The following is a 13,058-nucleotide window of genomic DNA, read 5'->3' on the forward strand; positions in this document are numbered from 1 at the left end:
CCTTGCTGTGGGGGAAGCGTCGGCCCGACGGGCGGCGGCCAGCGCGTGGCTACGCTGACGCTGTGAACCGCGCCGCCCGTAACCGGGAGATACCGCCGCCCCCATCCGCCGTGCGGGGCGCCGGATTCATCGTCGCGGCGCAGGGTCTGGCCGCGCTGCTGATGGCCGCGGTCCTGGTGGTGCGCGCGATCGCGGGCGCCGATCAGCGAGTGGTGAACGGGCTGGGTACCGCGCTGTGGTTCCTGGTGATCGGCGGCGTGGTGACCGCCGCCGGACGCGCGCTGGTGATCGGCCGGCGCTGGGGGCGCGGGCTGGCGGTGTTCACCCAGTTGCTGCTGCTGCCGGTGGCCTGGTACCTGGCCGTGGGCTCGCATCGTGCGACCTTCGGCATACCGCTGGCCGTGGTGGCACTGACGGCGTTGCTGTTGCTCTTCAGCCCGCCGGCGCTGCGCTGGGTCGCCGGTGGCGATCAGCGCGGTCCGGCCAGCTCGGACAGCGACGGCCCGGACAGCCGGTAGGTGGTCCACTCCCGTTGCGGTTGGCCGCCGATCTCGTCGTACAGCGCTATCGCGTCGACGTTCCAGTTCAGCACCGCCCACGCCAACCGGGTATAGCCGTTGTCGACGCATTCGGCGGCCAGGGTCGCCAGCAGTGCGCGGGCCAGGCCGCGGCGGCGAAATGCGGGGCGTACGAACAGATCTTCGAGGTAGATACCTCCGGCGCCGTCCCAGGTGGAGAAGTTGACGAACCACAACGCCATCGCCGCGATCGCGCCGTCGACTTCGGCGACGTGTGCGTGCGCGATCGGCGAATTGCCGAAAAGCGCTGTGGAGATTTGCTTTTCGGTGACAGTACAGTGATCGGCGGCGTGTTCGAATTCGGCCAGCGCGTGGATCATGTCGGTAATGGCGGCGGCGTCTTCCGGTGCGGCGCGGCGGATATTCTCGCTCACAGCTGCGCTCCTAGCGCGTTGAGTATCGTGGCGAATTTCGTTGTGGTTTCCTCAACTTCGGCATCGGGATCCGATTCCGCGACAATGCCGCCGCCGGCGTGGGCCAGCGCGGTGCGGCGATCCGCCGACAGCTGCGCGCAACGGATGGACACCACCCAATATCCGTCGCCATGCCCGTCGCACCAGCCCACCGCCCCGGCATAGAAGCCGCGGTCGCCTTCGAGTTCGGCGATCAGCTCGGAAGCGGCCTTGGCCGGCACCCCTCCGACCGCCGGTGTGGGATGCAGCGCCAATGCCAAATCGATTGCCGTAGTTGACTTATCGCGCAGCCGGCCGATGATCGGTGTGCACAGGTGCCACACCGCGGTGGTGCGGCTCAGCTGCGGCTCGGGCGCGATCGTCAGCTCGTCGCACAACGGTTCCAGCGCGGCCCGCATCGTGTCGATGACCAGCTGATGCTCGTGGCGGTCCTTGGCGGACGCGGCCAGCGCGGCGCCGTTGGCGGCATCGCGTGCCGGATCCGCGGCGCGTGGGGCCGAACCGGCGAACGGCTGGCAGCTCACCCGGTCGCCGGTCCGCGCGACCAGCAGCTCCGGGCTGGCACCCACCAAAGTCGCGCCCGCGTAATCGGCGCCGGCGGCGGTCAGGTCGGCCAGATAGCAATAGGCGGCAGGGTCGTTGGCGGCCAGTCGGCGCAGGATGACGCGGGCGTCCAGCGCGCCACCGGCGGCCAGCCGCAACGCCCGGGCCAGCACCACCTTGCTCAGCGGCGTGCCCGGTGCCCTCAGCTCGTCTCGGGCGCGGCGGACCCGGGCGCGGTAGTCGGTCGGCGGCGGGATCGCGGCGGTGATGCGAACGCCGGGCAGCGGGCCCGTCGGCCAGTCGGGTGGCCCGTCGCTGCGCAGCACCGTGTCCGGCACCAGCAGGGCGGCTGGTTGCTTTACGTCAAAGGGCAACGCGCCCAACACTATTGGAGCGGATCCCGATACCAGCGCGGCCTGTGCGGCGGCCACCTCGCGGAACCGGGTACGCACCCCTTCGCCAATCAGTGTGCCGCGCGGGCCGCACAGGGCGAACGGCGGTTCGGCCGAGTTCACACCGTCTGACCGGTCAGCCCGAGGGCGAGCAGCTGCTGGATCCCGTGCTCGAAACCGCACATCGCGATCGAGGCGGTACGCATGCCGAATCGGCGGCCTTCGAGCAGCGGCAGCTCGACCCAGCGTGTGATCACCGCGCGGGAAAAGTGGCCGTGGCTGACGAACACCACGTCGCGCGATTCCATGTACTGCTGGGCCATCGCGATCGCGCGGTCCGCGCGGTCGCTGACCTGCGCGACGCTTTCACCGCCGGGGCAGCCGTGCGTCCACACCAGCCAGTCCGGGACGGTCTCGCGGATCTTTTTGGTTGTGACGCCTTCGTATTCGCCGTAATCCCATTCGGCGAGCAGCGGCGAGATCTCGTCGATGGTCAGGCCCGCCAACTCGGCGGTGACCCGCGCGCGCTGCCGCGGGCTGCTGATCACCAGCGGGTTGTCCAGGCTCAGTCCACCGAGCACGCCGCCGGCGAGTTTGGCCTGCGTTCGGCCGTTTTCGGTCAAGTCGATCTCGGTACTGCCGGTGTGCTGACCCGATATCGACCACTCGGTTTCGCCGTGACGCAGCAACAGCAGTCGGTGGTTGTGCAAGCCCATGTCGACTGATTCTGCCCGAGACTCACGGGCCCGTCGCTCTTAGCTCCCAGCCCCGAACGTGCCAGGATGGCGGGTGTGAGTGGGACGCGGGTACTGGCGGTCGCCAACCAGAAGGGCGGAGTCGCCAAGACGACGACGGTCGCCTCGCTGGGTGCGGCGATGCTGGACATGGGCAAGCGAGTGCTGCTCGTCGATCTGGATCCGCAGGGCTGCCTGACGTTCTCGCTCGGCCAAGATCCCGACAAGTTGCCGGTGTCGGTGCACGAGGTGTTGCTCGGTGAGATCGAGCCGAACGCGGCGCTGGTCACCACGATGGAGGGAATGACGCTGCTGCCGGCCAACATTGACTTGGCGGGCGCCGAGGCGATGCTGTTGATGCGGGCCGGCCGCGAGTACGCGCTCAAGCGCGCCCTGGCCAAAGTCGCCGAGCAGTTCGACGTGGTCGTCATCGACTGCCCGCCGTCGCTGGGGGTGCTCACCCTCAACGGGCTGACGGCGGCCGACGAGGTGATCGTGCCGTTGCAGTGCGAGACGCTTGCCCACCGCGGCGTCGGCCAATTCTTGCGCACCGTCGCCGATGTCCAGCAGATCACCAACCCGAATCTGCGGCTGCTGGGCGCGTTGCCGACCTTGTATGACTCACGCACCACGCACACCCGCGATGTGCTGCTCGACGTCGCGGACCGCTACAACTTGCCGGTGCTCGCTCCGCCGATCCCGCGTACCGTGCGTTTCGCCGAGGCCAGCGCGTCGGGCTCGTCGGTCATGGCGGGGCGCAAGAACAAGGGCGCGGTGGCCTACTCCACCCTGGCGCAGGCGTTGATCAAGCACTGGAAGTCCGGCAAACCGCTGCCGACATTCGCCGTCGAGGCCTAGACGATCGCGTCGAACGCCGCTGAGTGTGCGGTGGCCGTGCGGTGGCCGTTCGGTGTGCATCCACGGCGCTGAGTGTGCGTTGGCGGCTTTGAATGTGCGGCGACGCTGCGGCCGGTCGGCGTGTCGCCGCCGGGAGCGCACACCGAACGCCGGGAGCGCACACCGAACGCCTTGAGCGCACACCGAACGCCTTGAGCGCACACCGAACGTACGCGCCTGAGCGTCAGCCCAGCGCCACCACGGTGTCGCCGCGCTGCTCGAAGACCCGGGAGCCCGACACCGCCGGGACCACCGCGCGGGTGCTCGGATCCCGGTGCACCGGGATGTAACGCTCGTTGGCTCCGGTCACGGGGTCATACACGCCGATCGCGTCGGTGACCGGAATGAGCAGCTTGCCGGCCATCATGGCGCCGGGTCCCAACGGCACCGTCTTGTCGCCGGCGGCGATGGTGTAGCGCAGGTGCAGGCTGCTCGCGTCGAACACCAGCACCGAATCGCCGGTCCACCAGGTCACCACGTTGCCCGCCTGCGACACCGCCGAATTCGACGGCGGCTTGGCCAGCAGCGCGCTGGCCACCGTGGTGCCCATCTCGTCGATCACGTCGACCCTGGGCTGCGGCGCCGGCAGATACACGGCCGTGTTGCTCTGCCACACGGTCAGCACCCGAGCGCCGGAGCTCACCCCGATCCCGGGCTCGGAGACCAGATGCTGGGCAGGTTCGTCGTCTTCCTTACCCGGGCGCAGCAGGGCCAGCCGCAGGTCGGGCTGGCTACCGCAGCTCTCCAGCACCGACACCGCCAACGAGCTGGCGGCGGCCGAGTACAGCTTGCATCCGGAGTGCAGGCCCCGCGCCGACGGCTTCACCCGGGCGTCGGTCTCGCCGTAGGCAAGCATCCGGACCATGTCCGAACGCCACAGCTCCAACCGGGTGTCGCCGACCGACAACACCGTCGTGCCGTCGGAGGACAGGCGGACCTGTGGGTCGGCGTAGCTACTGCGGGCGGCGCCGCGTCGGCCGGTGGACCCGTCGATGGTGCTGACCTGGCCGCAACCGCGGTCGTCGCGGTACACCGCGACCGCGAAGTGGTAGACCCAGGACAGGCCGCACAGGTCGGTGTCGCGCGAGTAGCTCCAGCGCGTCTGGCCGGTACCGGCGTCGCGCCCGTCCACCTCGCGACCGTCGCCGGTGGTGACGGTCCCGCCCACAATCACCGGTGCCGTGGTGGCGGAGCTGGCAGCGGTCCACAGCTGCCTCAGGCTGGCCGGCACTTGCTTGGCCAAGGTCGGGTTCGCCGCGGGAGTCGCGGCGGGACGGCTGATCGTGGCCCGGGCATCGCTGGTCCACCAGATCAGCGACGCGGTGGCGGCGACGACGACCGCGATCGCCGCGGCGGCCAACAGATCGCCCTTGGTCCGGCGTTCGGGTTTGACCATGCCTGGCTGTCGGCTCAGTTCGCGGGCGTGGTGGCTTCCGCCGGCTTGCGGCGACGACGGCGGCGACGGTTGCTGCTGCCGTTACTGCCGGACGCCGAATCCGACGTCGTCTCCGCGGTGGCCTCGCCCTCGCCGCCGTTGCCGGACGGATGGGCGCTGACGGGCTGGCCGGCGCGGGTGCGGCGGCGGCGGTTACCCGAGCGTGCCCGCACCGGCTTCTCCGGGGAGGTCGCGTCGCGGTCGGCATCGCGGCGCTTGACCGGCGACTTGCGCGGCGAGCCGACCGTGCCGGTGGCCTCGGCCGGAATGCCCAACTCGGTGTACAGGTGCGGCGAACTGGAGTAGGTCTCGGCGGGTTCGGGGGAGCCCAGGTTCAGCGCCTTGTCGATCGCCGCCCAGCGGGGCAGCTCGTCCCAGTCCACCAGGGTCACGGCGATACCGGTCTTGCCGGCGCGACCGGTACGGCCGATCCGGTGCACGTACGCCTGCTCGTCCTCGGGGATCTGGTAGTTGATGACGTGGGTGATGTCGTCGATGTCGATGCCGCGGGCGGCGACGTCGGTGGCCACCAGCACGTCGACGTCACCGTTGCGGAACGCTTTGAGTGCCTTCTCACGGGCGATCTGCCCGAGATCACCGTGCACGGCGCCGACCTTGAAGCCGCGCTCGGCCAGCTCGTCGGCGACCTTCTGCGCGGTGCGCTTGGTGCGGGTGAAGATCATCGTCGCGCCGCGGCCCTCGGCCTGCAGCACCCGGCTGACCAGCTCCACCTTGTCCAAAGCGTGGGCGCGGTAGACGAACTGCTGGGTGGTGTCGTGGGTCGCCGCCGAGTGCGGCGCCTCGGCACGAATGTGGGTGGGCTGCACCATGAAGGTGCGGGCCAGGGTGATGATCGGGTCCGGCATCGTCGCCGAGAACAGCATCGACTGCCGGTCGGCCGGGATCTGGCGCAGGATGCGCTCGATGTCGGGCAAAAAGCCCAGGTCCAGCATCTCGTCGGCCTCGTCGAGCACCAGCACCGACAACCCGCCGAGCTGCAGGTGACCCTGCTGCGCGAGGTCGAGCAGCCGGCCCGGCGTGCCCACCACGACGTCGGCGCCGGTGCGCAGCGCGTCGATCTGTGGTTCGTAGGCCCGTCCGCCGTAGATCGACACCACCGACAGGCGGCGGTCTTCATCGGCGATCAGATGCTTGGCCGCGGCGGCCAGGTCCTCGGTGACCTGGAGGCAGAGCTCGCGGGTGGGCACCACGACCAGGGCGCGGGGCGTGCCGTTGAGCGGCCGCGCGCCGATGCCGCTGGTGATGCGCTGCAGCAGCGGAACGCCGAAGGCGAAGGTCTTGCCCATACCGGTGCGGGCCTGGCCGATGACGTCGTCACCGGCCAGTGCCATCGGCAGGGTGAGCTCCTGGATGGCAAAGGCTTGTTCGATGCCCTTCTCGGCGAGTGCCCGGACGATTTCGTCGCGGACGCCGAGTTCGGCAAAGGTTGGTTCAGTTTTGCTCGTCAATGCAGTCATGCGTGAGTGAGGTACCTTTCGGTGACTATTCGGTTGGAATCGGTTCTCTGTCGCGGTCACGCGCGCACGAATTCCGACTCCAAGTCGCCGAGTCGCCAGGCCCTGCTGAGGCGGGCCAGCGGTGCACGCACATTTCGCCGATAGCTGCGGTTTGAAGAAATACAGCCGCTATCTATCTGCATGATAGCCGGTCGACAGCTCACACCCATCTTCGTCCAGGTCCGCCGACTACAGTGAGGCCCATGACTTCGGCCTCCTCTGCCGACCAAGTACACGATTCGCCTGCCGTGGGACTGACCGCGGACCATCCGGGCGTCAACGAGTTGTTCGCCGTGCTCGCCTACGGCGAGGTGGCCGCGTTCTACCGGCTGACCGACGAGGCGCGCATGGCCCCTGACCTGCGGGGGCGCATTTCGATGGCGAGCATGGCGGCCGCCGAGATGCAGCACTACGAGCTGCTGCACGCCGCCCTGGAAAGCCGCGGCGTCGACGTGGTCTCGGCCATGTCGCGCTACGTCTCGGCGATCGAGAACTACCACCGGTTGACGATGCCCAGCACCTGGCTGGAAGCGCTGGTGAAGACCTATGTCGGCGACGCGCTGGCCGCCGACCTCTACCTCGAGATCGCCGACGGGCTGCCCGACGAGGTCGCCGACGTGGTGCGCGCTGCCCTGTCCGAAACCGGGCACTCGCAGTTCGTCGTCGCCGAGGTACGCGCCGCGGTGACCGCGAGTGGCAAACAGCGCAGCCGGTTGGCGCTGTGGGCCCGGCGGCTGTACGGCGAGGCGATAACCCAGGCCCAATACTTGCTGGCCGACCATGACGAGCTGGTCGATCTGGTGGTGTCGGGCACCGGCGGCCTGAACCAGCTCAGCGCGTTCTTCGAACGGCTGCAGCAAACCCACGACCGGCGGATGCGCGAGCTCGGCCTGAGCTGAGCCCTACTTGGTGCAGGTCGCCAGGTTCGAGTTGTTGGCCGACGCGATCTCCACCTGTCCCTGGGCATTGACGATCGCGCAATTGAGCTTGCCCACGATGCTGGTCGCGACGACGGACCGGGTCGTCACGCCCGGATTCAGCACGACCACCTTCGTCCAGGGCAGCGACACGTTGAACTCGGTCTGGGGGTAGCCACGGGCGTCGGTGTAGACGACGTTCACCAAGTCCAGCAGCGTCTTCGTCCCGGTCACGCTGTAGTAGATGGTGCTCGGATTCACTGTGGCCCTTGGTGCTACCACCGCGGGAGGTGGCACGGCCGGCGGTGGAGTGGTCAGCGTCGCGCTCGGCGGGGCCAACGTGGTGACGGTCTCCGGCGGTAGCTGGGGTGCGTGCGAGGTGCTCGGGGCCGGACGCTGCGTCGCGCTGGGCGGGCTGGTGGTCCGCGGTGCGGAGGTCACGGTCTCCGGCGTCGGCGGCGCCACGGTGGCCTTCGTCGACGCGCTGTCGCCGCTGTTGATGATCACCGCGGTCGCGATCGCGCCGATCGCCACCACCGCGCCGAGCACCGCGACCGCCGGGCGCCAGCTCCCGATGGGCCACAGGAGTTCCTTGAGCTCGTCGTACTCCTCGTAGTCGTCGTCGGCGTACTCGTCATCGCCGTAGCCGTCGTAGTCGGCTCCGTCGTACGTCGCATCATCGGGGTAGGCGTGGACCGGTCCGGTGCGATCATCGAGCATGTTTCTGATGGTGCCGATGTTACTGACGTGAATGGACAAGAACCGGCGCCGTGCGCCACCTTGATCCAGCTGGGAGCCAATCGTTATCTGTCGTTAGGCAGTGTTTCGCTCACCGCGAACCCCTCTACGCGGAGTGCAGCGGCGGCGTCCACTAACCTGCTGCTGACACGCCTGCGACGGAATATCAACGGAAGGGGCCATCGTGGAGGTCAAGGTCGGTATCACGGACAGTCCGCGCGAGCTGGTCTTCTCCAGTGCGCAGACGCCTGCGGAGGTCGAGGAGACCGTGAGTGCCGCACTGCGCGAAGGCTCGGGTCTGTTGAGCCTCAGCGACGAGAAGGGCCGCCGCTACCTGATCCACTCCGCCAAGATCGCCTACGTCGAGATCGGTGCCGCCGACGGCCGTCGGGTCGGCTTCGGAATCGGATCGGACACCGGCGCGCATTCCGGTGGTAAGCGCGCTAAGAGCGAGTAAGCGGCACGTGTGACAGCCCGCCCCAGGCGAACTGGACGGTTCCATCGACGGCGTCCGACTTGGAGATCGGGCGGTCGGAGTCCAGCCAGTACCTGGCGCAGTCGACGCTGATGCCCACCAGGCCCACCGCGATCATCCGGGCGCGGTGCGGGTCCAGCCCGGAATCGGCGCTGATCAGCGCGAAAACCGCGTCGATGCACGATTCGGTGGCGGCGCGCACCTGTGCGGCGACTTCGGGCTCGGTGACGTAGTCGTTCTCGAAGATCAGCCGGTAGCCCTGGCTGTCGTGCTCGATGAAGTCGAAGAAGGCCTGGACCGCCGCATGCAACCGCCGCCGGTTGTCGGTCGTGGTGCTCAGCGCGTTCTGCACACCCGAGACCAGGTTGTCGACGTGGCGATTGAGCACCGCCAGATACAGCTCTAGCTTGGACGAAAAGTGTTGGTACAGAACGGGTTTACTAACCCCCGCCCGGTCGGCGATCTCGTCCATGCCAGCCGCGTGATAGCCGTGGTCGACGAAGACATCGCTGGCCACGATCAGCAATTGGCCGCGGCGCTCGTCGCGCGGCAACCGATTCCCCCGCCGGTTCGGGGTCGCTATGCCGTCACTCGGCCGACTGCGGTCACCCGATCTGACGGCACGCCGTGCCGCCGACTTGGCGAGATCGCTCACGTGGTCCTCATTTGAATAGTGGCGACCGACCATCGAACATCGACAGGCCCGTCGCGCGCCGCTCGTCGCACAGACATTACTACCCATGGTGTACCTGCGACCGGCATCGGCGCTGTCGGCGCAGGGGAGAACCGGCGTCGTAGGGCGCGCCAGGGACGTGCGGCGTCCCGGCTGTGCCATCCTGGGGCAATGACGTCCGAGCCGCCCGTGCACGGCAGCGGTCGAGTGCCGGTGCTGCGTGACGAGTGGCGAGAACCACTTCGCGCGCTGCGGGACCCGATCGCGCTGGGCACCGGACGCAGCCGGGCCGACCGTGATCGTCCCCGCCAGTGGCGGAAACAATCGTGGCTGGGCCGCTTCATCTCCACCTACGGCTGGCGCGCGTATGCGCTGCCGGTTCTGGTGGCGCTGACCGCCGTTGTCATCTACCAGACGGTGACCGGTGTCGGCGCGCCGGCACCGACGGCGAGCAAGCCGGCGATCCAAGGTCCGCCGGCCATCGGTGCGGTGGGCACCGCGATCCTCGACGCACCGCCGCACGGCCTGGCCACCTTCGACGCCAATCTGCCGGCCGGAACGCTGCCGGACGGCGGCCCGTTCACCGAGGCCGGGGACAAGACCTGGCACGTCGTGCCGGGCACCACACCGCAGATCGGGCAGGGCACGGCCAAGGTGTTCCGTTACACGGTCGAAGTCGAAAACGGTTTGGACCCAGCGATGTTCGGCGGTGACGACGCATTCGCCGCGATGGTCGATCAGACGCTGGCCAACCCCAAGGGCTGGACGCACAACCCGCAGTTCGCGTTCGTCAGGATCGACGCAACCAGTGGCGGTAAACCGGACTTCCGGATTTCGCTGGTGTCTCCGGTGACCGTGCGCGAGGGATGCGGCTACGAATTCCGGTTGGAGACTTCCTGCTACAACCCGGCGTACGGACCGGAGCGGCAGGCGCGGGTGTTCATCAACGAGGCGCGCTGGGTGCGCGGCGCCGTGCCGTTCGAAGGGGATGTCGGCTCGTACCGGCAGTACGTGATCGACCATGAGGTGGGCCACGCCATCGGCTACGTGCGCCACGAACCGTGCGACAAGCAGGGCGGCTTGGCGCCGGTGATGATGCAGCAGACGTTCTCCACCGCCAACGACGACGCCGCCAAGTTCGACCCCGACTACGTCAAGGCCGACGGCAAGACCTGCCGCTTCAACCCCTGGCCGTATCCGATCGCCTAAACCCCGACCGGGGGAAGCATTGGCGGCGATCGAAGCGTTGACTGGAGACGTTGAATCGCGAAGCTGCCCGAGGAGATGTTCGGTGTCCACATCGTTGCCGCCACTGGTCGAACCCGCCGGCGAGCTGAGCCGAGACGAGGTGGCGCGTTACAGCCGCCATCTGATCATTCCGGACCTGGGTGTCGACGGGCAGAAGCGGCTGAAGAACGCGCGGGTGCTGGTGATCGGCGCCGGCGGACTGGGCGCACCGGCGCTGCTGTATCTGGCCGCGGCCGGCGTCGGGACGATCGGCATCGTCGACTTCGACGTCGTCGACGAGTCGAACCTGCAGCGCCAGATCATCCACGGCACCGCCGACGTGGGGCGCGCCAAGGCGCAGTCGGCGCGCGACTCGATCCACGCGATCAATCCGCTGGTCGAGGTGCGTCTGCACGAGTTCCGGCTGGAGGCGAGCAACGCCGTCGACCTGTTCGCCCAGTACGACCTGATCGTGGACGGCACCGACAACTTCGCCACCCGGTACCTGGTCAACGATGCCGCGGTGCTGGCCGGTAAGCCCTACATCTGGGGGTCGATCTACCGGTTCGAGGGCCAGGTCTCGGTGTTCTGGGAGGACGCTCCCGACGGCCTGGGCCTGAACTACCGCGACCTGTACCCGGAGCCGCCCCCGCCCGGGATGGTGCCGTCGTGCGCCGAAGGCGGCGTGCTGGGCATCATCTGCGCATCGATCGCGTCGGTGATGGGCACGGAGGCCATCAAGCTGATCACCGGCCTCGGCGAGCCGCTGCTGGGGCGGCTGATGATCTACGACGCGCTGGAGATGAGTTACCGCACGATCAAGATCCGCAAGGACCCGGCCACGCCGAAGATCACCGAATTGATCGACTACGAGGCGTTCTGCGGGGCGGTTTCCGACGATGCGGCCCAGGCGGCCAGCGGCTCGACGATCACGCCGGGGGAGTTGCGGGCGCTGCTGGACTCGGGCAAGAAGCTGGCTCTGATCGACGTTCGCGAGCCCGTCGAGTGGGACATCAATCACATCGACGGGGCCCAGTTGATCCCGAAGTCGTTGATCAGCTCCGGTGAGGGGCTGGCAAAGCTGCCACACGACCGCAAGGCGGTGCTGTACTGCAAGACGGGCGTGCGCTCGGCCGAGGCGCTGGCCGCAGTGAAGAAGGCCGGATTCTCCGATGCCGTCCACTTGCAAGGCGGAATCGTGGCGTGGGCGCAGCAGGTGCAGCCCGACATGGTGATGTACTGACGGCTCCTCAGCGCGTCGTGCCGACGCGCATCGTCGCCCCGCTGAGCTGGATTGCCGGGCTCCTCAGCGCGTCGTGCCGACGTGCATCGTCGCCCCGCTGGGCTGGATTGCCGGGCTCCTCAGCGCGTCGTGCCGACGTGCATCGTCGCCCCGCTGGGCTGGATTGCCGGGCTCCTCAGCGCGTCGTGCCGACGTGCATCGTCGCCCCGCTGGGCTGGATTGCCGGGCTCCTCAGCGCGTCGTGCCGACGTGCATCGTCGCCCCGCTGGGCTGGATTGCCGGGCTCCTCAGCGCGTCGTACCGACGTGCATCGTCGCCCCGCTAGGCTAACCCCCGTGAGCGTCGAACCACCGCCGGAGCATGTGCTTTCGGCGTTTGGTTTGGCCGGCGTGAAGCCGATCGCGCTGGGCGCCAGCTGGGAAGGCGGCTGGCGCTGTGGCGAAGTCGTCCTCTCGGTGGTGGCCGACCATGCGCGCGCGGCCTGGTCTGCACGAGTGCGGGAAACGCTGTTCGTCGACGGGGTGCGGCTGGCCCGGCCGGTTCGCTCGACCGACGGGCGCTATGTGGTCTCCGGATGGCGAGCCGACACGTTCGTCGCCGGCACCCCGGAGCCCCGCCACGACGAAGTCGTCTCGGCGGCGGTGCGCCTGCACGAGGCCACCGGCAAACTGGAGCGCCCCCGATTCCTGACCCAGGGACCCACCGCGCCGTGGTCGGACGTCGACGTGTTCATCGCCGCCGACCGCAGCGCCTGGGAAGAGCGGCCACTGCAGTCGATCCCGCCGGGCGCGCGCACCGCCCCGCCCAGCGCCGACGCGGAGCGGTCCGTCGAGCTGATCAGCCAGCTCGCCACCCTGCGCAAGCCGACCAAGAGCCCCAACCAGTTGGTGCACGGGGACCTCTACGGGACGGTGCTCTTCGTCGGCACGGCCGCGCCGGGGATCACCGACATTACGCCGTACTGGCGCCCCGCGTCATGGGCTGCCGGCGTGGTCGTCGTCGACGCGCTGTCCTGGGGTGAGGCAGACGACGGACTGATCGAACGCTGGAACGCTCTGCCGGAGTGGCCGCAGATGTTGTTGCGCGCGTTGATGTTTCGTTTAGCTGTCCATGCGCTGCATCCACGTTCGACCGCCGAGGCATTCCCCGGCCTGGCCCGCACCGCGGCCCTGATTCGCCTGGTGCTCTAGGCGGCGTGGGTCGCCGACATCGACGCCATCGCGACGACACGCCGAAACAGCGCACGCTTACGTCGATTTCGATGCGCGGCACGCAT

14 protein-coding genes are annotated in these 13,058 nt (G+C 68.7%); 7 read left to right on the forward strand and 7 right to left on the reverse strand.

Annotation, left to right across the window (positions count from 1 at the left end):
- Positions 1–89: 89 nt before the first annotated feature.
- Positions 90–518, forward strand: a complete 429-nt coding sequence (locus BN973_RS08620) for a hypothetical protein (protein ID WP_036472183.1) — start codon at positions 90–92, stop codon at positions 516–518.
- On the opposite strand, the gene BN973_RS08625 is transcribed toward BN973_RS08620, so the two are convergent.
- From BN973_RS08625 to BN973_RS08635, 3 genes are read right to left on the reverse strand one after another with little or no spacing between them, the layout of a single operon-like run.
- Positions 470–952, reverse strand: coding sequence for a GNAT family N-acetyltransferase (locus BN973_RS08625; protein WP_036467355.1), 483 nt, complete (start codon positions 950–952; stop codon positions 470–472). The genes BN973_RS08620 and BN973_RS08625 overlap by 49 nt on opposite strands.
- A complete protein-coding gene (locus BN973_RS08630) occupies positions 949–2,049 on the reverse strand; it encodes an isochorismate synthase (RefSeq protein ID WP_036467357.1) in 1,101 nt (366 codons plus the stop codon). The genes BN973_RS08625 and BN973_RS08630 overlap by 4 nt, the downstream gene beginning before the upstream one ends.
- Entirely contained in the window at positions 2,046–2,642 is a 597-nt protein-coding gene (locus tag BN973_RS08635; RefSeq protein ID WP_036467359.1) for an acid phosphatase, read from the reverse strand. The genes BN973_RS08630 and BN973_RS08635 overlap by 4 nt, the downstream gene beginning before the upstream one ends.
- A 75-nt stretch (positions 2,643–2,717) precedes the next feature.
- Between BN973_RS08635 and BN973_RS08640 the strand changes: the two genes are divergently transcribed.
- Positions 2,718–3,518: a ParA family protein gene (locus BN973_RS08640; protein WP_084163589.1), complete on the forward strand. Its 801-nt coding sequence runs from the start codon at positions 2,718–2,720 to the stop codon at positions 3,516–3,518.
- Positions 3,519–3,741: 223 nt separating this feature from the next.
- Here the strand turns inward: BN973_RS08640 and BN973_RS08645 are convergent, their stop codons facing one another.
- Together BN973_RS08645 and BN973_RS08650 are read right to left on the reverse strand one after the other, a co-directional pair.
- Positions 3,742–4,953 (reverse strand): Rv3212 family protein, encoded by a 1,212-nt coding sequence (locus BN973_RS08645; RefSeq protein ID WP_036467362.1) that lies wholly within the window; start codon positions 4,951–4,953, stop codon positions 3,742–3,744.
- Positions 4,954–4,967: 14 nt separating this feature from the next.
- Positions 4,968–6,470, reverse strand: a complete 1,503-nt coding sequence (locus tag BN973_RS08650) for a DEAD/DEAH box helicase (RefSeq protein ID WP_036467364.1) — start codon at positions 6,468–6,470, stop codon at positions 4,968–4,970.
- 242 nt (positions 6,471–6,712) lie between these two features.
- Between BN973_RS08650 and BN973_RS08655 the strand changes: the two genes are divergently transcribed.
- Entirely contained in the window at positions 6,713–7,408 is a 696-nt protein-coding gene (locus BN973_RS08655) for a ferritin-like fold-containing protein (protein WP_036467365.1), read from the forward strand.
- A 3-nt stretch (positions 7,409–7,411) separates the two neighbouring features.
- Here BN973_RS08655 and BN973_RS08660 read toward each other — a convergent pair whose 3' ends face one another.
- Entirely contained in the window at positions 7,412–8,164 is a 753-nt protein-coding gene (locus BN973_RS08660; RefSeq protein ID WP_036472184.1) for an MmpS family transport accessory protein, read from the reverse strand.
- A 184-nt stretch (positions 8,165–8,348) separates the two neighbouring features.
- Between BN973_RS08660 and BN973_RS08665 the strand changes: the two genes are divergently transcribed.
- Positions 8,349–8,621, forward strand: coding sequence for a DUF3107 domain-containing protein (locus tag BN973_RS08665; protein ID WP_036467368.1), 273 nt, complete (start codon positions 8,349–8,351; stop codon positions 8,619–8,621).
- On the opposite strand, the gene BN973_RS08670 is transcribed toward BN973_RS08665, so the two are convergent.
- Positions 8,608–9,294, reverse strand: coding sequence for a TetR/AcrR family transcriptional regulator (locus BN973_RS08670; RefSeq protein WP_036472185.1), 687 nt, complete (start codon positions 9,292–9,294; stop codon positions 8,608–8,610). The two genes, BN973_RS08665 and BN973_RS08670, sit on opposite strands and share 14 nt — an antisense overlap.
- Positions 9,295–9,483: 189 nt before the next feature.
- Between BN973_RS08670 and BN973_RS08675 the strand changes: the two genes are divergently transcribed.
- From BN973_RS08675 to BN973_RS08685, 3 genes are all read left to right on the forward strand, one after another.
- Complete coding sequence (locus BN973_RS08675) at positions 9,484–10,521, forward strand: DUF3152 domain-containing protein (protein ID WP_084163339.1); 1,038 nt, start codon at positions 9,484–9,486, stop codon at positions 10,519–10,521.
- Positions 10,522–10,603: 82 nt separating this feature from the next.
- Positions 10,604–11,782 (forward strand): adenylyltransferase/sulfurtransferase MoeZ, encoded by a 1,179-nt coding sequence (gene moeZ / locus BN973_RS08680; RefSeq protein WP_036467372.1) that lies wholly within the window; start codon positions 10,604–10,606, stop codon positions 11,780–11,782.
- A 335-nt stretch (positions 11,783–12,117) separates the two neighbouring features.
- A complete protein-coding gene (locus BN973_RS08685) occupies positions 12,118–12,972 on the forward strand; it encodes a TIGR02569 family protein (protein WP_036467374.1) in 855 nt (284 codons plus the stop codon).
- The last annotated feature ends 86 nt before the right edge of the window (positions 12,973–13,058 follow it).

This window comes from Mycobacterium triplex (genome assembly GCF_000689255.1).
GTDB lineage: Bacteria > Actinomycetota > Actinomycetes > Mycobacteriales > Mycobacteriaceae > Mycobacterium > Mycobacterium triplex.

Coding starts and splice junctions, on each gene's coding strand:
- BN973_RS08635 (WP_036467359.1), bottom strand. CDS start 2,642: ATGGGCTTGCACAACCACCGACTGCTGTTGCTGCGTCACGGCGAAACC.
- BN973_RS08645 (WP_036467362.1), bottom strand. CDS start 4,953: ATGGTCAAACCCGAACGCCGGACCAAGGGCGATCTGTTGGCCGCCGCG.
- BN973_RS08650 (WP_036467364.1), bottom strand. CDS start 6,470: ATGACTGCATTGACGAGCAAAACTGAACCAACCTTTGCCGAACTCGGC.
- BN973_RS08655 (WP_036467365.1), top strand. CDS start 6,713: ATGACTTCGGCCTCCTCTGCCGACCAAGTACACGATTCGCCTGCCGTG.
- BN973_RS08675 (WP_084163339.1), top strand. CDS start 9,484: ATGACGTCCGAGCCGCCCGTGCACGGCAGCGGTCGAGTGCCGGTGCTG.